Origin of the sequence: Blautia sp. 210820-DFI.6.14 (genome assembly GCF_020558815.1) — a bacterium.
Taxonomy (GTDB): Bacteria; Bacillota; Clostridia; order Lachnospirales; family Lachnospiraceae; genus Blautia_A; species Blautia_A obeum.
Genome location: NZ_JAJCKS010000012.1, coordinates 23,391 through 45,855 on the forward strand (window position 1 = coordinate 23,391; position 22,465 = coordinate 45,855).

The window sequence follows — 22,465 nt, forward strand, 5'->3', positions numbered from 1 at the left end:
CTCCTTTCAGCGATTCAACTGCTGTCCAGATCAATAATCATGGCAATCACCCCCTTTAATGAAAAAAGAAAGATTAACCGGTAATCAGGTTCTGCACCTGTACGAGTTTTTCTGTCCCTTCTTCTTTTCTCTTATCTTCTCCACCACAATAGATGGGAACACACATTTCAAGTATTCTACTGTAAATACGCTGATGGGCAGTATCCAAATCTGTGGATTTCATTTCATTCAGTCCCAGATTCGTTGTTACGATCAGCGGAAGCATTTTACAATAACGGCTATCTATCACATTATAGACCTGCTCCAAAGCAAACTCGGAATTTCGTTCTATTCCTAAATCATCAATAATCAGCAGCGGATAATCCACAAGATTTTGTATAATCTGGTTCTTATCTGCCTGATAGCTAGTAATTTCGTTTAAGATCCTGGAAAAATTCGTCATCATAACACGTTCTCCCTGTTCCAAAAGTGCATTTGCAATACAGCCTGCAAAGAAACTTTTCCCGGTTCCAACTGGTCCCATCAAAAGCAATCCTACATTTTTTCTCTTCATATTTGTCCAGTTTTCTACATACTGCCTGGCAATTAGTGTCTTCTGGTTGCTTCCATTGTCATTTTCAAATTTCCATTCCCAGAATCTTCTTTCCCGAAGTCCGACGGATTTTCTCTGATAAAGCTGCCGCTGTGCTTCTTCCCGCTGCATCTTCTCATCAAGTTCCTGCCTGGCTTTTACCTCGCATTCACACAAACAGGACACTACATGCTCAAATCCCATCAGACTAACTTTCATCTGTTTTCTTTTTCCACAGATACCACAATGAAGACATCCCTCTTCATCCAGATAATCTGCTGTTACTTTATTTTCCATCACAGGCTTTCTCCTTCCTGAAATTCATATTTATCCATTCCTGCCCTGGCTCCATCTCGTTCTGCCCAAAGACAGATTGTTGCAAAATGATTCTGATACTCTTTTCCACTGGATTTCATATAAACAGAAAGATGATCAATCCGTTTCTGATAATCCCATGGAAATAACGTCATCAACTCCTGCAGTTCAGCTTCCGACAGAACAACATTTTTAAATCTCCCATACAGACCGAATTTTTCTTCCAAAGCGGGAGTATTGCCCTTACTCTTATCAGTATGATTCTTTTCAGTCTTATTTATCTTAGTATTACTTCCATCCAGATTCTTGCAGTCCGGACTTCTATTTTTTTGCGTTCCGGACTTCCAGTTTCTTGCAATCCGGATTTCCAATTCCTTGCAGTCCGGATTTCCAGTTTCTGGCGTTCCAGAAGCAAAGTATCTTACGGGCTTTCCTCTAATCCGTTTCACAAAATTTTTCACGTATATGACAGAGGGACGATTATTCCCCTGCCGATACCGTTCAATCAATCCAATCCCATGCACACTGTCAAGCTCATAAAGAAGCTTTGTCACTGTCGTATGCGACATTCGCAATAGTTCCTGCAATTCTGCGATCGTGTAAATGATATAGACATAACCATCACTATCAATCCATCCATTTTTCTTGGATAGGCTGATTCGATCAAGCAGAATTCCGTAAAGGAGCTTTGCGTCTGTAGACAGGCTTGCAAACTCTTTTTCTGTGAACAGAGCTTTTGGTATCCGAAAAAAAGAAAACTGGTCAGATTCTTCTGCTCTGAAATATTCAAAATCTGCCATAATATTTTCCTACTCTTCTACATCGAAATCACAATTTGCTGCACTGCCTGTACCATGACACATCTCATCAAACACAAAATTAAATGACTGAATCATTTCATCCAAATAATAATTTCTAGCCTTCTTGTTGCAAGCATACATATCACCAATAAAGCCTTCATCATTCCCCATCGCATGAACGAGGGTTTCCAGGACCTTCATAAACTTCTTTTTTGAACAGCTTTCATACTGTCTGTTCACATATTTCTGAATATCTAACACACGAGCAGGATTATTTTCATTTTCCTCCAGAATTCCAAACGCAAGATCCATGCCAAACTCATATCCATCAGCCTGAATTTGATCAATATCCATCTCGCCAAGCTCATCCTGATATCCTCTCTCTTCCATTGCAGTTAAAGACGTTTCGTATTCATCAATATATCCCATATCTGCAATTGTTTCCAAAATATCCCTGGATGCTTTCACCATCTTATCCATAATAATTTCTCTTTCAACTAACGGCATATTTGCCATAATAGTATCTAATGTCATCATTGATTTTTCCTCCTTCTCATTTTCATAAATATCGCTGATATAAAAGTGGTTCGCTTTTCCATTGTTTGGAATAATTCGCATCAGCTTTCCAGCCTTAACCAGTTCCTGTACTGCCTGATCTACTCCATATCTGGTCGTATTCAAGTCTTTTTTCATTTCACTTTTCGGATAGATTACAAACAAATCCCCATTATGATCTACCCAGCCATTCTGCACTGCAAACTTCAAACGATCCAGAAATAAGCTATATAAAATCTTTGCTGTATTTGACAGATTTTTGTATTTTTCTATCTGGAACAGCACCTTTGGCACCTGCAGACAATCTACCGGCATATACTCCATCTTACTCATTAATTGTTTCCTCCTTCTGTTTGTACAGCACTTCGGCTGAAGTAATATTGATTTCCAGCATACCCACAAATACCTGATAGTACAGCAGGCATATCTGTTCATCCTCCCTTGCCAGATACAATCCTTCCAGTTCATTGGACGGATGTTTCATTCCATATACTGCCTGACAGATATCATGGATTTTCTCACATTCCACACTTCTCAGATGCATCTCCAAAGTATGGTTAAATCTCTGCCAGTCCTCCAATTTCTGATTTACTGACATCATGCACTGGAACAGTTCCGCTGCTTCACATGCTGCTGACAGCACTACATTTTTGTTATTGATACTTCCATCGGCATTTTTCATATGCCCTACCATATACGCCTGATCTACTGAAACCATCTTTTATCCTCCTCTATCTAAACGGCATTTCCTCTTCCATGCCCTCCGGTATCTCTAAAAACCCTTCCGCATCTTCTGGAAATGGTGGTCTGTCAACCATTTTTGCACCTGCAAATTCAATCCGGTTTGCATACACTTCGGTGGTATAGATCTTTTTCCCGGTATCTTTATCTTCATAATTACCCGTGACAATCTCGCCTTCCACCATGACCTTCGTTCCCTGCATCAGATAATCTCTGGCAAATTCTGCTTTCTTTGCAAAAGCCTTTACCGGAATGAAACTGACTTCATCAGAATAATTTCTTCTGACTGCCAGAACAAACTTGGCAATCTTATGAAGTCCTTTTTCATTCTCCACTTCGTTGTATCCGGGATTTCTTACCAATCGCCCGGAAATAATTGTTGTATTCATTGGCTTAACCCTCCTATGCTTTCATTGATTTGTAACAGATACCGATACATGGTCCACATTTTCCATAGGCACATCCGTAACATTCATCTTTTTCCAACTCTTCCTGCTTCATTTCATCGTCAAACATTCCTAACAGCGTTGTGTAAATCTTTTTCATTGCTAGGAATTTTTCTTCTGCTTTTTCCATCTTCTCTTTGTAAAATGGGATCAGTTTACGAAGAATTGGATGGAAACGTTCATTTTCATCATCCCAGGCACAGGTTTTCATCATACAGCGTGGCTGTTTCTCATAATTGCCCAGATAATACGGGCAGAACGTACAGCCTCTTTCTTTAACAATTTCCACCGGGATTACTGGCATCTGACTTTTGATTTCCTTTGTTACATGCTTACTTTCAATTCGCTCTCTCATCTTAAAAATCCTCCAAAAATATATATTTGCAAAAGGGATTTCCCCTGAATTGCCTGATTTTTGGTACAAAAAAAGAGGCAAGCTTACGATTTTATTTTCGCAAGCCTGCCTCTTATCAAATATTCAATTATTTTCCGATGATATATCGTAAGAAAACGTATACCGCACGGATTACATACACTGGAATCATGATACTTCCAATCAAAGCTCCAATGATGACACTTAATGCAGCCATCCCAAGTGTTGCTGTTATATCCATTCCTTTTGGAATCAGGATCAGCCGCATTTTATGTATTCCAAATGGAAGTCCGGAAAGAAATATCCACCAGAACAAGTCTGTCTGTCCACTGACTTTCATGATGGTGGATACCATCCAGAACCAGAATAGCATAAATGCCAGTGGCAATATTGATTTTTTAATTACGTCTTCAATCGTCACCTTTTTTCTCCCTCTCTCTGATTCCTTCCGCCACCTCCCGATTAAGATTTGCCAATATTTTTCTAACCACAGGAGAATCCAATCGAAAGGTTTCCATATCTTTCTCAGTAAGCTCCCTTCCGTTCGCATCATATCTTCGTACAATCTTTAAAGCCATACTTTCACTTCCTTCCTGTTGATAATCCTAATGTTTTCAACAAATGTTTAAACTTCTCTCTTTTCATCCGTTTAACACGTATCTTTTCTATCTTCTTCAGATAAACTTGTATTCTACTTGCCGTATCTTCATTGCTCATTCTTTCCCCTCTCTTTCTGCCCACGATGCCAGAAGCATAAATATAATTTCTTCCATCTGATCCTTTGTATATGTCTCTGGAAAATATTGTTTCAATTTCTTCGCCGGAATCTGCACCTGAACTTTTTCAGTACTTTCATTCATGCAAATCTGGTCAATCTCTGAATACGTCAACATCTGCTCTTTTGAAATCTGCTTCAATTCCTTTGCCTGCTTCATGGACGGTACCATATTGTGATTACTCATATACTGAAATAATATCTGCTGCTCTTCAGTTCTCAAATAAGAAAGTTCAACAGCTGTGTTAAAGGGAAGCTTCTTCTCGTCTGCCAATTCTAATAGCTCTGCTACTAACTCTGTCAGATGAATATATCGAAGAATCTGTCTGGAACTATCTCCTGTATTCTGACTGACTTCTTCTGCCGCCAACTTCTTGCCAACTTGGCAAGAAGTTAAATCAGATCGTTTTCCCTGACGCTTTAACGCCTCATATTTCATTTTATAAGCAAATGCCTTTTCGCTGATCAGCAGCTCTTCTCGTTGAATGTTGGAATCTACCATAATCACCGTCGCTTCATCATCTGTAAGATCTTTGATGATAACCGGCATTTTCTCTAGTCCAGAAAGTTCACATGCTCGTTTTCGCCGATGACCAGCTACCAGCTCATAACCACCGGACTCTCTCAACCGCACAATACCAGGAACCAACACGCCATATTGTGTAATACTTTCCGCTAATTCTTCCATTTTCTTATCATCTCTTACTTGAAACGGGTGATTCGTAAATGGATGAAGACTTCCTATTGCTATCTCACTAATTCCATTGGTTGTCTCTTCGTTTGTTCCAAACAATGCATCAAGCGGCTGTAAGGAAACGGGAGTTGCTCTTTTTTTAGATGGCATCTTTCAGCACCTCCTCCGTCACTCTCCGATAAGCTTCTGTAGCTTTGCCTTTCGGATCATAAGAGAAAATACTCTGTCCTTCTCTGACTGCTTCCTTCATTCTTACAGAAAATGGAATATAATTATCGAAGATATGAATTTGACTTCCATATACATTTCTGAGAAGTTCCATATTATTCCTGGCATCATTCGTATGAGCATCGACCATCGTAAACAGAATTCCACCGACTTGCAGCTTCGGATTGATTTGCTTACGGACCTTACCGATTGTTTTTAATAACTGCTGCAATCCTTTGATTGGCAGGTAAGACGCTTCAACCGGAATTAGTACTTCATCTGATGCAGCCAGTGCATTGATTGTGATCATTCCCAATGATGGCATACAATCAATGATAATTGCATCATATTGATCCTTGATACCATATAAAATCTGTTTCAATACATATTCCCTGCTCATTGCATTTACCAACTGTGCTTCCGTACCTGCCAGTCCAATGTTAGAACAGATAATGTCTATTCCTTCTGCCTGATGCCTGATATAACAGTCTGAAGGAATATCTTCATCTTTCATTACTGTATCCATAAGAGCTGTAAGTGTTTCATTACTTTCATCACAATCACGATATCCAAATCCTGCAGATACATCAGACTGTGGATCGGCATCAACGATTAACACTTTCATATTCTTTTGTGCTAATCCTACTGCTAAATTAGCTGTACATGCGGACTTTCCAGTTCCCCCTTTTTGGTTTACAATAGAAATAATTCTAGCCATTTTTCATCACCTTTCATCGTCGTCAATCAAAAAGAGGACTGAATTAGACAACCGGAATCTATATTCCGTGCGAGCTAATTCAGTCCTATAATTACAATAATTCTGTTGTTTTTACTCTTGTCTTACACAAATCCATTTCCAGTCTGGATCTGTAATAATTCATATTCTGGAATGACAGCGCTGTCTTATTTTTCCCTTTTTCAGGGAGTTAAAAATAAGGACTAAATTAGTGCAACCCCTTGTATTTACTGGAGTTTTCTAACTTGTCCTTATTATAACTCGACCATGAGGTGTAATGTGCGGAATTTCATAATCAGGATTTTGCTTCCGGAACTTATGTTCCAGATTTTTAAATATCGATGACCAATCACTTCCATTGGTCGGACGTTTTCCATTTTTAGTTACAAAGAAAAATCCACTGTATCCCTCGACAACAGGCTGTATTCTCCTCTTCATCACCAGAACTTGAAGTGCTTTTAGATGATCCGCTACATCATCAGTCAGCGGTAAAACTCTTTTTCCACGTTCTGTCTTTGGAGTGTCGATATAATCGTCACTCCCACCCGGAGCAGTAACCAGCTGATGAGAAATCGTTATTGTCTTTTTTCGAAAATCGACATCCTGCAAAACAAGTCCACACAACTCAGAAATACGAAGTCCGGTGTGAAACAATATGTATATAGGACTATAATAACGACCTAAAAGGCTATCATTTTTGATAAAATCAAGAAATTTATTCATCTGCTCCTCTGTCAATGATGGTGTTTCTCCCAATGTTCCCTTAATTAATTTTGAAAAACTAAAAGCCATCGGATTTGTCATAATCAACCGATCCTCATAAGCATTCCTAAATGCTGGGAAGACAATACCTTTAACCATCAAAAGATTACTGTAGGTGGCACCGTTTTCAGCGAAATCGATAAAAAAATTTTTGGCATCTGTAATCTGAATATCGACAATTTTCTTTTTACAAAATGCTGGATTCTTTTTCAGTAACTTTAAAGCATATTTATGATTTTTTGCAGTGCTGCGCTTGACACTCGATTTCCTGATTTTCAGATAATTCTCTACCAGTTGCTCAACAGTCATGTTATTCGCGTTGACATTTGCATTGATAAATTTGTGAATCTCCAGCTCCTGTTCTCGGAGAGACACGCATTCTCTTTTTCCGGTAGGAAGCCGATCCGTCTTTTCTAGCCTCCAGGAATAGACTGATTTTTGTTTCCCATTGACAGTGTAGCTGTAACGGTATCTGCCGTCAGGCTGCTGTGTTTCACCGGTTCTTAAAACTCGACCTTTTTTATCTTTTCTTTTTACGTTTTTTGTGTTATCATTTTTCATATCAAATCACCCTTATCATTTTTTAGAATGAAAAAGGGCATTGAGCACGATTTCATTTTATCATGTTCAGTGCCCTTTTGTCATCGTCAAATCGCATTCGTTTCATTCAGCCATTCAGAAAATTTTTCACGTTTGAATAACAATTTGACACCATTGTAAATTACAAATCCGGTATCTCTGTTTTCGTCGGCGATCTGCTGCAGCTTTCTTTCGCCAATGTTAAAATACTGCGACGCTTCTGACAGGGTCAACGCGTAGCGTAACCATAAGGGCACTTCGTTATTTTTCATATCAATACCTCCAATTTCTAAAATATTTCTATTGTCGGTATTAATATGTTATTTCTGGTCGATAGATAGCAATTTTTTCTTTGCATTTCTACGTTTTTCTCCATTTATCTCACAAATATTCATTTTTCTAAATATTTTATTTAGATTACGATATATAACAATTTGATTCCGTGGTATAATAAAATCACTATATAATAGGAGGGATTTTATTTGAATTATTGTATTTTGTTAAAATATTCTGCTGAAGAAAAACATTATGTTGTGACTGTGCCGGATCTGCCTGGTTGTATGGCGGACGGTGAGAGTCCGAACGAGGCTTACGAAAATGTAAAAATTGTGATGAGGGAATGGATGGAGACAGCTCAGGCAGACGGTAGGCCGATTCCGGAACCAGTATTTGGGCGGGATAAATTTTAAGGGGCAGCTACTGCCGCCCCTCTACTTAGTCTTACTCTGCTTCTTCTATAATCTCCCTGTATAATTCCTGTATTTCTTCTTTGTTATATTCTGTGTATTTTCCTTTTGGGATTCTAGTCGCTCTATATACTCTATGCCGTAAATTCATACTGATTGAATGATCCGTGTCATTGCTTGAGACTATTACAGCATAGAAGAATTCTTTTACTCGCTCAGCATTTTCTTCTGCCTGTTTTAATAGATAATTTCCCCTGTCAATCGCGTCAGAAATTTCTGCAGGCAGATCATATCTATCATCTCGTGGTGGTTCCGGGATTGGAACGCCGCTCTTGATTGCCTCTTCCAACCAGGAATCCTTATTACAGTCCAGTAATTCCAGTGCTATATCCATGCTCTCATTAATCGCGGTGATCCATGGGAGTTCCCGAATTCCGACGGTGTAGCCGCTCTCATCGTGGCTAATCACGTCTATGTTGTAGGACAGGTTCATATAGTAATCCAGATCCTTCTCCGAAGCCTCTTCTGTCGGCGGTGTCGCGTTTTCCGTAACCGCCTCCATCCATTCCTTTTGTGCATCTTCTATTGTCGCCGGAATATCCTCCCAACGCTGACAGCATGTAATGCAACCTGGACAGTCAGGGAGGGTGATTGTAAAGCCGCCTTCCTCCGTATCTTCAATTATCGTCACCGGGTACTCTGATAACATATAATAGGTAATTTCTCGTTTTTTCATACAATCAGGTCTCCTTCCTTATACAGTTTAGCTAATTTGTAGAACGTCGTTCTTCTCAGTCCCATCAGCCCCATAGCAGCATTAGCCGTAATTTTACCGTTCAGCCATCGGTCCATGACCTCTATGTAATTGTCTGGTAGAGTAATGGACGGTCTGCCGTAGTCCTCCCAGGCAGTGGATTCTTTCAGGGTTTCTATCCCTCGCCGCTGCTGGCGTTTAATTCGGAGCTGTTCTTGTCTTATCATAGTAGTCAACGTCTGTATGATGATATCCGTGACAGTGTCGTAAGTTTGCTCCTGACCCTCTGAAAAATCCTGCATGGTTGCCGGCATGTCCAGGATCTTGACTCTGATATGATGATCCCGGTAGTGTATCAGTTCCGGACGGGCGGCGTATTTGCTGCCCAGCACGGAGAGACTGCAAATTATGAGGGTGTCTCCTGGTTGCAGTATTTCATTTTTTAGTCTCTGATAATTTTCTCTTCTGGGCAGCCGCGCGTGGACGGGATCTGTGATGATCTGGTAGTCCTCCGCTCCCATGATACGGAACTTTTCAATTTGTGCAGACGTATTATTAACATCGGCATAATAGTATGTATTTTTGTTTTTAAGATTTTGACTTATAGGTCCTCCTAATATGTGTGATCGGCGGTACTCTGGGTTGTTGCGGTATGTATTGTAGAGTACCCATCCGGCCGTTTCTTCCTATTATAAGAGAAATGGACTTTTACGAATATTATAGCTATTGCAAACTTTTCAAATATGCTATGTAATCATCGACAACCTCCTGAAAATCTATTTCTAATTTTTCTGGGTAACACTCTCATAACTCACCAGACCTTTGATATTCCGGACGATGCCGTAATAACAGTTGTCATCCTGGCTGTAACGGACGTTACCTGCATATCCTCTATAATATAGAAGCTTCTCATTCATGAACCCTTCTTTTTGGCGCTCCGCCGGGGAACTATATCTGTAATGTTACAGGTTTTTAATATTGGTACAGGTTGTTCTAATGTATAACCAGACTCTTAATATATATAGAGTACGGTTATATATTAGTTGTATAGTTTTAAACTTATTTCTCGCTTATAATTGTACAAATCGCACAATTATTTATAAACTTGTAAAATTACCAATTCAAAACCCGCTAGTATGCAAAAACAAGAACCTTTACAAATCCATAATCTAATTAAAAATCTTTATTTTTAAACGTTTTTACTTTCACGTGACATTTTCCCTTATATATATAGACAAATGTCACACCAAAAAATAACTTAGGAACAATTAATTGTATATGCTATATAATTAAGGGTGTACTTTTTATATTATCAGACAATATAATTAATTATCTTCAAAACGTGAATACTTGCTTTAATTAGTTAAAGTTTTCATGGGAAAGATTTTCCCACGAAAATACCAGTTCATAGATAAATTAGCGGTTTTTAGTGTTCTGGTGGTTTTTCTTACTAGCGGGGTTTTAATGGCAAGTTTGAAAATTATGAGCCAGGAAAAAATGTAAAAACTTGCGACATTACAGGTATAGTTCCCGCCGCCGCTGCCCGTTTCATCCAATCAAAAACGCCCCGTTTGATGAAAGGAGAAAATATCGGGGCGTTTTGATGGAAAAAAAAATTATGAAGCACAATTTATTGAAGCCCTCCAACTGGACGGGTGCCGGAGGTACGATGTCTTGTTTGTAGTTTTATTTTAGATCACGTGTTCGCAAATGTCTATTGGCGTAATAACCAAAGCTTTTTTTGTGATAACTGTAACTATTCCTTCTGTTTTCAGAAAATTAAAGAAAAAAAGTTATAAGAACACTTTCCCAAAATCTTGCACAATTTCCCCTATCCAACACTACCACATTTTATTACAACATTCACAAAAATCCATCATTTTATTTTTCGTCATTTTGTACAATCAAATATTTAGTTTTCTAAATAAAAAATAAGTGTTCGTAAATCTATTCGCAAAATACAAACCGCTGAAAATAACGAAATTCATTGCAAACACTGCACTTTCAAAGATTTTTGTGATACTCTTTTGTTATAAAAATAAGAAAGCGAGGTATTGTGCAATATGAACAAACAAATAAACAATCCAGGACAGGCAAATCACGGCTACTCTATACCGATTTACATGGATCCAATCCGTGACAGCTGCAATGTAGACCTGATGGTAGCCGTATACGACTACTATTGTCGCCAGAACCGATCCTATGATCTAAAACGTTATATTGGCGCGATCATTAAGCTCTTTACGGAGCAGGCTCCAGGTTTCCCTCATACAGAGGAGGTTATTATGCATGTCATTGATGCTGTAGAGATGAATGCGTTCTGGGAGGGATTCCGGGGCTGCCGCGATATTCTCACGGACAGCGTTTCTAAACGGATATTCGCCACTTTGGACGAAGTGGCTGACGATGATGAGTGAGCCATGGAAAATCTTTCAGCGTGCCTGGGATCACGGTTACAACGTCGGCTATCTGCAGAGTTACGCACAGCTCCGGTTCATGTTGAATGCATGTTATATCTACTCTGTCAGGAAAACCGAACCTGAGGACATGTATAAAAAACTGGTAGATGAAGGATTTTTTGACTGGTACCTAGGCCGTGAGGTGACAACAAAATGAAAAGCAAAAAAAATTATGAAGTAGCGGATATCTTGGAGCTCATCAAAATTTCCAACGAATTTATCAAGAGAAATCGTAAAATCTATGAACGACTCGCTGCCGGTATTCCCACTCAGGGTATCATAGACGCACTGATTCCGGACCTTGTAAAATTATATGGGGATTATGTAATCCAGATCAATCAATATGAGTCTGACGAGTCTTATATTACCCTGGCAATATTAGTTGCCGATAACTATGACGTATCCGCTCATATGTCGATTTTTAACCAGAGACAGCGGCTGTTGGAAAAATATAACGATCAATACGGAGACGCTACATTGTCGATCATGGAGTATCAATACAGTATAATAGCTAATCCTGAAGTACATCACTCCCAGGCTCACGCAATCCGTAAAGGAAACATACTCTGGAAAAGAAATGATAAGCATTATGTTTTAAACTCTCTCATACCGGAATTAGTCAATCTGTACGGCGATTATGTAATGCAGATTGTCCGATACAAGACGGGTTTAGCGGATATTTCGTTGGCTGTATTGACCTGTAGTGATTACGGCGATGACGCTCACGTCCCGATTTACCGGCAGCGTCAAGGCATCGAGAAAAAATATAATGATATATATAATGCCGGCACTCTGACTATCATTGAATACAACTTTAATCTTGTAAATAACCCAAAAGCGCATGATCCGGTAGCCGACATGCTCCGCTGTGGAGACGTACTTTGGAAAAGAGAGGAAAATAAAAAATGAATGAAAGTAAAGAAAAAACGGCTGAGGAACTGGCTTATTGTGTAAAATCAGACATAGATATACGAGAAATAGTTAAAAAATTCCAGCATGATTTGGAGGAACTAGATTATGGTAACCGAGTCGCAGCTATTCACAAGGCCATCGAACATTTAAACCAAGGCTGCACGGTTAATTATGTTGTAGACGGGCTCAGGGAATGGTACGGAATAACTATGGATCCGGGCGAATTGAAGGACCTATTACTCCAGTCAAAAGATCTTCTTCCGGAGGATGAGTGCAAGAAAAATATTGACAAGTGCCTGCTCACCCTAGAAAAGCCGGATGACGGTAAAAAGATTGACCTAGCATATCTTCAGCATAAATACAAACTGGGCTACCATTACATCGACGATTTATACAGAAAAAACATACCCGCTTACAGCGGCAGCGATTTATGCACCGCTTTATATTTTCAGGCAGTGTGTAATCTATGTAAGGACAGGAAAGAAATTGACGAATATTTCGAAAATTTAAAACGAGAAAGAGAAACCGCACAGAAGAAAGAAGAACAAACAACTGAATAATCTCTCCACAGAAAGAGACCCACTCCCCGGGTCTCTTTTCCATATCTATCAAACCCCCTAAAAATCACCTCAAAACCTACCAATATCACGCCAAAACCGTTTTGTGCCCGAAATATATGTCGGTCACACCTGCTGCCGCGCCCTTAGTTATGCCACATATGACATAATCACTTTTTATTTATGTCACTTACGGAATAACTTTATCTTAATTATGCCACATACGACATAATCGGCTTTTAATTATGTCATTTGTGACATAAATCGGATCAAGTCTTTCTTACTGGAGGGGAGCTTTGGGCTCATATTTTTATAGAGCGTTTATTTCGATAAACAGATCTTTTAAATATCAACTTTTATGAATAACCAGTTCCTATAAAAGTTGATCTCAACTATTATCCAGAAAAATCCCATTTTTATATGAAAACCATCCATTTTTACATTAGATATCACTATTTTAAAAACTTGTATGTTTAAAAATATCAACTATTACCTCAGAATTATAACTTTTAATTCCAATAGAGCAGACTGTTTCCTAAGAGGCGTGCAACTTCTGCCGGCTCAAAAGTTGACTTTTCCCACTCCTCCTCAATTTTGTCACTGATCCTATGTCAAGATTTGGTACAAGTTAAAATGAGAAATTTTTCTCCATTTTAACTTGCTAAAAGTTCAACCTTTGTGTGCTAATAGCGAAAATAAAGAATAGAACAAAATGAGCATTATTCAAAAGAATATCTACCTAACACAAAATCCCGTATATATCAAACAACGCTGATATATGCGGGACTTGCTGTTTACATAGTCGTTACTGTTCGCTCCGTTCACAGCAACTTGGTCATCCTTCGTCTATATATTCTGTGTGCAATTCATTTTCTTTGCAGTACGTGTCCATCTTGCTTCCTTTTAGGCAGCGGACTGTACAGTTTTTATTTACAATTCCAGGGCCGATTTCTTCCGGATTATGGTGGATCTCCAGATACTCCAAGCGGTTGCAGCCGTGGAATACGCCTTCTCCGATCTTGCGCACGCTTCTGGGGACAAAGACATTTCTCAGGCCATTGCACTTGAAGAATGCCTTATCGCCCAATTCCTGCAAGCCTTCCGGTAACTCTAGTTCTTCTATTCCACAGAAGTAAAATGCCTGCTCTCCGATTCGAAGAAGTGACTCTGGAAGCTGAACCTTTTTTAGTTCTTTACACTTATAAAAAGCTCGTTTTTCTATTATCTCTGTTCCCACCGGAAGTGTCAGTTCACTCAGCTTCACACAGCCCGCAAAGGCTTCTTCCGGGATTTCTGTGCATCTGGAATCAGGTGCAAATCTTACTGCCTTCAAGTTATTACAGTTTTTGTAACACTGCTCTCCAAGTTTCTGTAAGGAAGCTGGAAAGCTTACCTGTGAGAGATTGCAGTTCTCAGCGAATGCCCTTGTCCGTATCTCTGTGAGGGTATCCGGAAAGACGACCGGCTTACGCAAATGGCAACCATAAAAAGCTTCTCTTCCAATGATCTTACAACCAAGTGGAAGGCGCACTTCCTTCATCTTCCCGTTATTTTTGAAACAGCCATCACCAATCGAATTATACCGTTCCGGGATCATCTGAACCAGTTCATTCCTGTGCTGATCCGCCATCAGCTTTGTATAAGTCCGCATATCAAATGTCCGCATATCTTTATCTTACTTTTACTTTGACCACGTAAGATTTTCTACCAGATCTTACTGTGATCTTAACTGTTCCTTTCTTTTTTGCTGTAATAGTACCACGCTTACTTACGGTCGCCACTTTCTTGTTGGAAGAAGTGTAAATTACTTTCTCCTGAGAAGTAAGCGGGCTGATCACTGGTTTCAGTGCCAGTTTCTGGCCTTTCTTCAGAATTACATTCTTCTTGAGACCGCTGATCTTGGTCGTCTTTACCTTGGAAGTCTGAACTTTAACTTTCAGATTTGCTTTCTTACCGCTCTTGAGAGTTACTGTGATCCTGGCTGTTCCTGTCTTCTTGCCGGCTTTGATCATGCCTTTCTTATCAACAGTTACGATCTTCTTATTGCTGGATGTCCAGGATCTTACGGAATCTCCGTTTGCCATGGTCACTCTGATCTTATTGGTCTTCTGGTTCTTCTGAAGAGTGATCAATCTTGTATTCAGTCTGATCGTCGCAGTAAGCCTGTTTCCATTATCTCTGCTTACAACTGCACCACATACAGAGCATTTACCCTGCTGTTTCTCAGGTGCAAATACAGTTGCTTTGGAAATTGTCTTCCATACATAATTATGGTCTGCTGTGTATTTCACTTTCTTCTGATAGCCGCAGACGGTACAGGTATAGGTCTTCTCTCCCGCTTCCCTGCAGGTCGCCGTCTTTGTCACTTTTCCTGCATCGAAGGTATGTGCCGCATAACCATTCTTTTTAGTGTTATCTGTGATGTCGCATTTACTCCACTGATAGGTACACTCATGCCAGTGCGCATCTGCATTAGAGCTCCATGTACTGCCCCATATATGGTCATGTTCCTGCTGATAATTATCTGTATAATGGAACACGATGATATCCCCGTCTTCCAGATACTGTTCGGTCACACTCAGGTCAGAATGGATCCCGTTCAGCGTATACATCCAGCCGCTGTTCGCTCCGTTATCGACTTCGGCAAGGCTCGTTCCATCCGGTTTTGTAATGCCGGCAATATAATTGCCTTTTGTATTGTCCCAGCTGTATCCGTATTTTGTCAGGACTTCCTCAAACACATCCAACACCGTTGCATTGCCGCCGACTTCATACTCCGCATTTGGAATCCAGGTCTCAAGGTTGCCTGCGTGGAGACTGTGGTACTCTTTATCCGCATCACTGTCGTGCTTCTTATCACCAAGAAGAGAAAAATACACATGGATATCTTCCGGATCTTTTTTCAGGACCTTCACTGTGATCTCCGCATATGCCGCGCCGCAGACGATCCTTACTTTCTGCTCCCCGCGGCGGTCTTTGTTGTATCCCTCGATCTTTACATCAGACAGAGAAACGGTCTTCTCGCTTCCCACATTCATGCGGACCTTGATGATCATTCCGGTCAGGTCCAGGTCCTCGCCCGGCTCATACTCCGTCCGGTAGGTTCCGGAGATCTCAACAGACTCCTCGTATGGTTTTATCTCGTTTGTTGTGGTGAGCTTCCCAGCGTCAGCCCCGAGCGGGTCATCGGTACGGTTATAACCGATCTGCCAGCTGCATCCGGTAACAGGCGGGCAGCCGGAGACATCCTTTTCCGTGTTCATATAGACTGCACCGCTGGAGGACTCATGCTCTGTGCAGTTCGTATCCACATACCGCACAAAGCCGATGCCCTTCTCTGCGCCGCATCCCTCTTTATAATAGTTGTTGGAGATATCATCGATCCGGTTCAGGCTGGCATAATAACCGATGATGCCGCCAATATAGGACGCTTTTTCTCCGGTCGCCTTCACCGTTCCTGTAAACGAATTGCCCTTCAGGGAATAAACACAGTTATTCCAGGACTGGACGATGTAAGTATCTGCACCAAGGATGCCACCGACCTTGTCCATACCTGTGATGCTTCCTGTCACAGAGCATCCTTTGATTGTGATCCTTCTTCCATTCGGTGCGGATCCATCATCACCGTAACCTCCGCCAACGATACCGCCTGCGTGCTGTCCGGATGCTTCCACAGTTCCGTAGAATTCACAGCCGGTGACTGCGCATTCGCCCATCGCATTGTCACGGGTACCGCTGATGCCTCCGACATAATCCGTGCCGTAGACCGTCGCATAGCTCACACAATTCTCAATCGTTCCCTGCATACGGCCTGCGATCGAACCGATCCTGTCCTGATCTTTGTTGTAACCGATGATGACATCTTTCTCGATTGTGCAGTTGCGGATCGTTGCCACAAACCCGGAAGAGACTCCCGCATACGGGCTTGCCGTCTTGTTGGCTCCGATCAGTCCGGCTTTCAGCGTACTGGAACCGCTCTTTAATGTTACGTTATCAATGATTGTGGCACTGCCGGAAAGCCCCACCCCCTCAAAGTTGTTGACCAGGCCATACCCGGCAATCTTCTTTCCGTAGATGTTCAGGTTCCGCACTTCGGTATCCTGCACATATCCCAGGAGCGGCCGTCCACCTTCCGGAATGGTAAGCGTTTTATTATTTCCATCCAGGATACCACTGAATGCATAGAGATTGTTTCCGTTCTGAAGGTTTGCCGTGCCATCCTTTGTCACGCCGATCGGCTTCCAGTCTTCCGGGAGTGTGATGTCCGCTTCCTGACGGAAGTAACAGCCCTCAAAAGCCTCTCCCTGTGCGACTGCCTCATAGAGTTTCTGGTAATCAGAAGCATCCTTAATGAGGTATGGATCCTCCTGCGTGCCGGAACCGCTGAACAGATTCCGCAGCTGGCTGTCGCTACGCCGTACCACAATCCGGGCAAAGTTGCTGGTCACACTGGCTGTGTAGCCCTGCACGGAACTGGTCACCACGCAGTAATAGTACTTGCTGCCAGGGGTCTTGGAATCCTGCTCGCCTGAATTTTCAATATAGAGATAGTCTCCACCCGGACTCATACCTCTTTCAACCGGCTTTGCCCCTTCCTGTGACTTCTTGTCATTCACATACCACTGGCAGGAGATATAACTAATCCACGGCAACCACTCATCCGGGCTTTCTATATATGTATTCACATACAGGGCTTTGATCGACTGATTGATCTTGTACACGGCACTCTGTGGCTGTTTCGAGATCTTCGGTATGATCGGTTCGTCTACTCCGACAAACACATAGACCCCAATAACATCATAGGTCTTACCGGCATCTTCCCCTTCTGTCACCGTATATTTTTCCCCGGTTGTCGCCCAGGTCCTGTATTCATGTCCCCGGTAGGTGTACTGCACCTCACAGGCATAATACCTACCCTTATCATTCACAGCCTGCAGATCCGTTGATGGAACATAAGACGCCTGTTTTTTATACCCATCTCCTCCATACTGTCCACTATAGGCAGTGCTGATTTCCTCCCAGTGATAGGAAAATTCACCGCCTTCTGCCGATGCTTTTGCCTCTACCTGAATCGGTGCCGCCTGCTCATTCAGCGAATAATAAAAGCCTTTATCCCAGTCATAGGTATGCCCGTTCTCCGGCATCGCCCCTCCTGCATCCACAAAGGAAGCTGTCACGGTCGGTGCTTCTTCCGTCTGGACACGGGCAGTCGCAGACACTGCCTGATAGGAACCGGTCTGGTCCGTGCTCGTTACCACACAATAATACCAGTCCTCTCCTGCGTGATCCGCTAATGGCGTATAAGATGCCTGGTCTGCTCCCTCTATAACTGTCCCACCGAAAGCTGCATCTGTCCTATTCACATACCACTGATAGGAAAGAGTTCCCGATGCACTGGCTTTCACCATCAGGGCTTTTGCCGTATCTCCCACGATATACTCTGCACCCTCCGGCTGCCTCAGGATCACCGGTGTGCTTTCACCTGGCGAACGATCCAGCTGAATGCTGTAGACAGAAGCGATCCTGTCTTCTGCACTGACTTCCACTTCTGCAGTCATCTTTCCGTCCTCATCCCAGACGCATGGAAGGTCATATCCTTCGCCACTCTTTACTTCTGTTCCGTTTATCCGGATCGTATAGCTGTTCAGATAAGCAGAAGGAGTGATCCTGACACTCTCTGCACCCTTCTCCACATAGGCATGGTAAGTCTTCTGATTCCGGTCAAACGCCTGGTCCATCAGCCCATCCACTTCCAGACCTTTCAGAGTAGCGTGCTGCTTTACTTTGATCCGGTACACGACCGAAGAATCATTATAAAAGCTCAGCTGCATCTCCCCACCGGAAAGGACATACGTATCTGGTGTTGCTCTTCCATCCTTCACACCGACTCCCGTCGTTCCGCCAGTTCGATTCGTGCACATAACTGTGTCATAATTTCCACTAGCCTCTGCCGCTTCTGAAAGTGTCGCGATCGTGTAAAAATGATCCATATAGTCTGGAGCTTCTATAGAATACCCATTGTACACATCCTCCTGAAATTCCGGAGTCATTTCCAGAGGGGCTTCCCCATTCTTATATTCTTCCTCAGAATTATAGAACTTAAGATTTGAAAAGGAAGGCTTCACACATACCGTTACCTTCACTGCTGAAGGAACGATATTCTCTTTTTCTCCGGATTCCACTGTCAGATAATAACTTCCTGTATTCTGAATGTTAAGTCGATAGCTGACAACCACGCTGTCTTTCACCGTTACTGTATATTCATCTTCCGGAAGGGGGCGAAAGCTACTGTCGTAAACCGTGATCTTTCCACCCTGAAACAAACTAAACTGATACTCATCCAGGATGTCTTCATAGGCTGACTTGTAACACTTCAGAGGTTGGGATGTTCCGACCGGAATCGTATAGGCATCCTTGGCAAACTTTGTATAGCCATCACTGTGTTTCTCTGTATCCTTATAGACAAAAGCTGTCAGCTCATCGCCTGCATGAACAGCTTCCTCAAGGTCTGTACACGGCTCATCGTCTTTCCACCAGCCATAAGCATCCTCGGAGATTCCCCAGAATTTTTCAATATACGGAATGCCGGTATCCTCTGCTGTCCCTGTCTCATATCCTGTACTTCCGCCCTCATAGTACTGGTCATGTACTGCCGTCAGGGCTTCATCATACGTCAGGATTCCGTCACTATTCAGATCCTTTACAGTGACCTCACGTTCTGCCATCACACTGCCGTCTTTTGCCTTTGCCAGGCTTCCACGGATACCGATAGTCATATGGACAGTGGCATCTTTCGCCGGTTCTGTGTCTCCCATAGCATCTCCGGCTGAAAACTCCACGGTATCATCTGTTCCGTCACTGAATGCAGCTTCGGTATCTGTCTCATCTAAGTCAGCATCTGACTGTTCTTCGGATTCATCCTCTGTATCTTCTTCTGTGATTTCCACATCGGATGAATCATCGTCCTCATCTGCGATATCCAGATCTACACCATCAGCAACCAATTCTTCGGATGCATAGACACTGGATGTCAGAAGGGATATACTCATCACTATTGACATGCATACGGCTGACAGCCGCCTCAGTATCTCTTTTTTCTTCACCTGCTCACTCCTCTCTTTGAAGAAAAGGCCGGACCCTTTCTGGGATCCGACCTTTTATCGGTTATCTTGTTTCTTGCAATACCTGTAGATTCAGGCTTCTGTCCACTGGTATCTTATTTTACTGTAACTTTTACAGTGTAAGATTTCTTACCGGATCTCACTGTGATCTTTGCAGTTCCTTTTTTCTTAGCTGTTACAACACCCTTGGAAGATACAGTTGCAACTTTCTTATTAGAACTTCTGTAAGTTACTTTCTCACGAGATGTAAACGGAGTAATTACCGGTTTCAGCGTTGTTTTCTTACCCTTCTTTAATGCAACGCTCTTTTTCAGTCCGCTGATCTTTGTCGTCTTTACCGCTGTTTTCTGTACTTTTACTCTGACCGTTTTCTTCAATCCGCTTGCAAGTGTGATCTCCAGTTTGGCTGTGCCTTTTTTCTTTCCTGTAATCTTGCAGGTTCCATTTGCTTTGCCGCTTACTGTAAATACCTTTGTATTAGAGGATTTCCAGGATTTTACAGAATCTCCCGTTGCAAGACCGGTAACTTTCAGTCCGTTAGTAGACTGTTTTACTTTCAGGGTAACTGTAGTTGCATTTACAGCCATCTTCGGAGCCAGTTTTGTTCCAACAGTCTGTGCCTCTTCTTTACCGCATACGCTGCATTTTCTTACCTGCTGTTCCAGTGCATTGACAGTAGCATCTGCTGTCTTCTTCCATGCACTCCATTTATGTCCGGCTGCCGGGATCGCCTGCTCCTCTGTCTTAGCATCGCATCTTGTACAATGTTTGCTCTTCACACCTGGTTCTGTACAGGTAGCTACTTTGTCTACTGTGAATTCTGCTTCGTAGTCGTGTCCAAGTGCCGGGATGACGTTTTCATCATCTTTATAAGAATAGTGTGCCCCACATACTTCACATGTACCAACTTCTTTATATCCATTCTCAGTACAGGTGGCATCTTTTACCTCTACTGCATCTCCTTTACAATGAACCTTTATATCATCCGGAAGTCCTGCCTCTCCCCATTCTCGATTTTCCAGAAGCGCTTTCCATTCTTCTCGTGTACCGTCGTAACATCCGTTCTTCAAATTAACACAATAAAATGAGAAAAATCCTAATTTCTTGATATTTTTAAAATCAAAAGATGTCAATGCCTCACAATCCATGAATGTATCCTCTGGAACTTCGTCAAGACTGACTTCAACTTCAAAGTTTTTCAATGATTTGCAGTCGTAAAATGTATCAGTACCAGTAAAAGTCACTTTTTTTGCTTTAAAAGATGTCAATGAACTTCCTGCAAATACGTTTCCACCTAATGTGATTTCATCCACATCAAATGTTACACTGTCCAATGCTGTTCTTGTAAATGCAGCCTTACCAATTGTACTTACATTTTCCAAGTTAATTTTTTTTAAAGACATTGCAGCAGAAAATGCCTGAATTCCGATTTCAGTAACTGTTGATGGAAGCACTACTTCTTCAAGAGAATCATAAAAATCTCTTCCTGAAACTTTAGTAAAATTTTTACTACCAACCCTCGTGATTCCCTCTCCAATCACAATCTTCTTTACTTCTGTTACCAGATCTTTTTCCTTCAGATATTTGTACCATGGAGTTACACTGCTATTTGCATCCTGCATTTCTTCCGGCTGAGATACTCTGAGATACAATGTCTGTGTCTGCTCATCATACTTTGCTTCCATAGTACTGTCTGCATAACTCGGTCTGTATGCACTCATTTTTACCCAGCCATCTTCTGTTGTATCTCCTTCACCAACAGCTGGTGCAGCTTCCTCTCCATCTCCGAAATCAGCCGCCTCAGTTTCAACATCTGAAGTATCTGCTTCATCTACAGCTTCCTCAACCTCTTCTGCTGCTACTTCTGCTTCCTCGTTGCTTTCCTCAAAGTCAACCGCCGTATCTTCGCTATCGTCCTCTACTACGATGTCCACTGGTTCTGCTGCCGCTACCGGTGCCGCTGCTGTCAGTGCCATGGATAATGCCAGACAGTATGCAAGATATTTTTTCTTCATTTCTTCTTTCTCCTCCTTATGAAGTCTGTATTAAACAACAAAAACAGAGGCTCATTTATAGATGAGTCTCTGCCCTATACAACGAGTTAGCCTGCTGACTTAAAATATTTCCGCGTACATATTTCACACAGCAAAACAGTTCCGGATTCTCACCGGATTTTCTTAAACTGACCGCGCCACGATCAGACCACGCCTGGTTATGTTGTCTGTATTTTCATAATACCCCCCCCGAAAGCAATTTTGTCAAGGATTTTTAAGCGTAAATTGTTTGTAAATTATTATTCGAACTTCCCGTTTTTGTCTAATAGGGAACTTACCTTGACAAATTCTCGGGGGACTTCCTTTATGTTATACTTCTTTCATCTGATATGGGCAAATGCCACAAAGCAAAACTCCTTTATGATGCA

At 41.8% G+C, this 22,465-nt stretch carries 23 protein-coding genes; 4 read left to right on the forward strand and 19 right to left on the reverse strand.

Going from position 1 to position 22,465, the window contains the following annotated elements; genetic code table 11:
• Positions 1–73 precede the first annotated feature (73 nt).
• The 13 genes from LI112_RS10160 to LI112_RS10215 all read right to left on the reverse strand — a co-directional run bounded on the left by LI112_RS10160 (position 74) and on the right by LI112_RS10215 (position 7,826).
• Entirely contained in the window at positions 74–868 is a 795-nt protein-coding gene (locus tag LI112_RS10160; RefSeq protein ID WP_173716282.1) for an ATP-binding protein, read from the reverse strand.
• Complete coding sequence (locus LI112_RS10165; protein WP_173768711.1) at positions 868–1,686, reverse strand: replication initiator protein A; 819 nt, start codon at positions 1,684–1,686, stop codon at positions 868–870. The genes LI112_RS10160 and LI112_RS10165 overlap by 1 nt, the downstream gene beginning before the upstream one ends.
• Before the next feature lie 9 nt (positions 1,687–1,695).
• Positions 1,696–2,574, reverse strand: a complete 879-nt coding sequence (locus tag LI112_RS10170) for a replication initiator protein A (RefSeq protein WP_055171185.1) — start codon at positions 2,572–2,574, stop codon at positions 1,696–1,698.
• A complete protein-coding gene (locus LI112_RS10175) occupies positions 2,567–2,959 on the reverse strand; it encodes a hypothetical protein (protein ID WP_054356381.1) in 393 nt (130 codons plus the stop codon). Before LI112_RS10175 ends, LI112_RS10170 begins: the two co-directional genes overlap by 8 nt.
• Before the next feature lie 13 nt (positions 2,960–2,972).
• On the reverse strand, positions 2,973–3,371 hold the full coding sequence (locus LI112_RS10180; RefSeq protein WP_027090287.1) for a single-stranded DNA-binding protein: 399 nt from the start codon (positions 3,369–3,371) through the stop codon (positions 2,973–2,975).
• A gap of 13 nt (positions 3,372–3,384) precedes the next feature.
• Positions 3,385–3,783 carry a hypothetical protein gene (locus tag LI112_RS10185; protein WP_054356380.1) on the reverse strand — a complete coding sequence of 133 codons (399 nt, stop codon included), beginning with the start codon at positions 3,781–3,783 and terminating at the stop codon, positions 3,385–3,387.
• 127 nt (positions 3,784–3,910) lie between these two features.
• On the reverse strand, positions 3,911–4,222 hold the full coding sequence (locus tag LI112_RS10190) for a DUF6050 family protein (protein ID WP_029732065.1): 312 nt from the start codon (positions 4,220–4,222) through the stop codon (positions 3,911–3,913).
• Positions 4,212–4,379 (reverse strand): hypothetical protein, encoded by a 168-nt coding sequence (locus tag LI112_RS10195; protein WP_172790443.1) that lies wholly within the window; start codon positions 4,377–4,379, stop codon positions 4,212–4,214. The genes LI112_RS10190 and LI112_RS10195 overlap by 11 nt, the downstream gene beginning before the upstream one ends.
• Positions 4,380–4,383: 4 nt before the next feature.
• Positions 4,384–4,518, reverse strand: a complete 135-nt coding sequence (locus LI112_RS18175) for a hypothetical protein (protein ID WP_255646958.1) — start codon at positions 4,516–4,518, stop codon at positions 4,384–4,386.
• Positions 4,515–5,420: a ParB/RepB/Spo0J family partition protein gene (locus LI112_RS10200; RefSeq protein WP_055171181.1), complete on the reverse strand. Its 906-nt coding sequence runs from the start codon at positions 5,418–5,420 to the stop codon at positions 4,515–4,517. The genes LI112_RS18175 and LI112_RS10200 overlap by 4 nt, the downstream gene beginning before the upstream one ends.
• The gene (locus LI112_RS10205; RefSeq protein ID WP_227190666.1) at positions 5,410–6,195 is read right to left on the reverse strand and encodes a ParA family protein; all 786 of its coding nucleotides are present in this window, start codon (positions 6,193–6,195) and stop codon (positions 5,410–5,412) included. The genes LI112_RS10200 and LI112_RS10205 overlap by 11 nt, the downstream gene beginning before the upstream one ends.
• A 258-nt stretch (positions 6,196–6,453) precedes the next feature.
• Positions 6,454–7,536, reverse strand: a complete 1,083-nt coding sequence (locus LI112_RS10210) for an integrase DNA-binding domain-containing protein (protein WP_227190667.1) — start codon at positions 7,534–7,536, stop codon at positions 6,454–6,456.
• Positions 7,537–7,622: 86 nt separating this feature from the next.
• Complete coding sequence (locus LI112_RS10215) at positions 7,623–7,826, reverse strand: excisionase (RefSeq protein ID WP_138344456.1); 204 nt, start codon at positions 7,824–7,826, stop codon at positions 7,623–7,625.
• Between the two features lie 210 nt (positions 7,827–8,036).
• Between LI112_RS10215 and LI112_RS10220 the strand changes: the two genes are divergently transcribed.
• Positions 8,037–8,243: a type II toxin-antitoxin system HicB family antitoxin gene (locus LI112_RS10220; RefSeq protein ID WP_227190668.1), complete on the forward strand. Its 207-nt coding sequence runs from the start codon at positions 8,037–8,039 to the stop codon at positions 8,241–8,243.
• A gap of 31 nt (positions 8,244–8,274) precedes the next feature.
• Here LI112_RS10220 and LI112_RS10225 read toward each other — a convergent pair whose 3' ends face one another.
• The 3 genes from LI112_RS10225 to LI112_RS18180 form a co-directional block, all read right to left on the reverse strand.
• Positions 8,275–8,976 (reverse strand): type II toxin-antitoxin system HicB family antitoxin, encoded by a 702-nt coding sequence (locus tag LI112_RS10225; protein WP_138344454.1) that lies wholly within the window; start codon positions 8,974–8,976, stop codon positions 8,275–8,277.
• Positions 8,973–9,614 carry a recombinase family protein gene (locus LI112_RS10230; protein ID WP_319638778.1) on the reverse strand — a complete coding sequence of 214 codons (642 nt, stop codon included), beginning with the start codon at positions 9,612–9,614 and terminating at the stop codon, positions 8,973–8,975. The genes LI112_RS10225 and LI112_RS10230 overlap by 4 nt, the downstream gene beginning before the upstream one ends.
• Positions 9,615–9,776: 162 nt before the next feature.
• On the reverse strand, positions 9,777–9,911 hold the full coding sequence (locus tag LI112_RS18180; RefSeq protein ID WP_255646959.1) for a hypothetical protein: 135 nt from the start codon (positions 9,909–9,911) through the stop codon (positions 9,777–9,779).
• A gap of 1,137 nt (positions 9,912–11,048) precedes the next feature.
• On the opposite strand from LI112_RS18180, the gene LI112_RS10235 reads away from it, so the two are divergent.
• The 3 genes from LI112_RS10235 to LI112_RS10245 all read left to right on the forward strand — a co-directional run bounded on the left by LI112_RS10235 (position 11,049) and on the right by LI112_RS10245 (position 12,925).
• Positions 11,049–11,411, forward strand: coding sequence for a hypothetical protein (locus LI112_RS10235; RefSeq protein WP_138344452.1), 363 nt, complete (start codon positions 11,049–11,051; stop codon positions 11,409–11,411).
• Between the two features lie 195 nt (positions 11,412–11,606).
• Positions 11,607–12,362, forward strand: coding sequence for a hypothetical protein (locus LI112_RS10240; protein WP_227190669.1), 756 nt, complete (start codon positions 11,607–11,609; stop codon positions 12,360–12,362).
• Entirely contained in the window at positions 12,359–12,925 is a 567-nt protein-coding gene (locus tag LI112_RS10245; RefSeq protein ID WP_138344450.1) for a hypothetical protein, read from the forward strand. The genes LI112_RS10240 and LI112_RS10245 overlap by 4 nt, the downstream gene beginning before the upstream one ends.
• Positions 12,926–13,757: 832 nt before the next feature.
• Here LI112_RS10245 and LI112_RS10250 read toward each other — a convergent pair.
• The 3 genes from LI112_RS10250 to LI112_RS10260 form a co-directional block, all read right to left on the reverse strand.
• Positions 13,758–14,588 (reverse strand): leucine-rich repeat domain-containing protein, encoded by an 831-nt coding sequence (locus tag LI112_RS10250; RefSeq protein ID WP_138344449.1) that lies wholly within the window; start codon positions 14,586–14,588, stop codon positions 13,758–13,760.
• A 4-nt stretch (positions 14,589–14,592) separates the two neighbouring features.
• On the reverse strand, positions 14,593–20,025 hold the full coding sequence (locus tag LI112_RS10255; protein WP_138344448.1) for an Ig-like domain-containing protein: 5,433 nt from the start codon (positions 20,023–20,025) through the stop codon (positions 14,593–14,595).
• 113 nt (positions 20,026–20,138) lie between these two features.
• On the reverse strand, positions 20,139–22,058 hold the full coding sequence (locus LI112_RS10260; RefSeq protein ID WP_138344447.1) for a leucine-rich repeat protein: 1,920 nt from the start codon (positions 22,056–22,058) through the stop codon (positions 20,139–20,141).
• Positions 22,059–22,465: the final 407 nt, after the last annotated feature.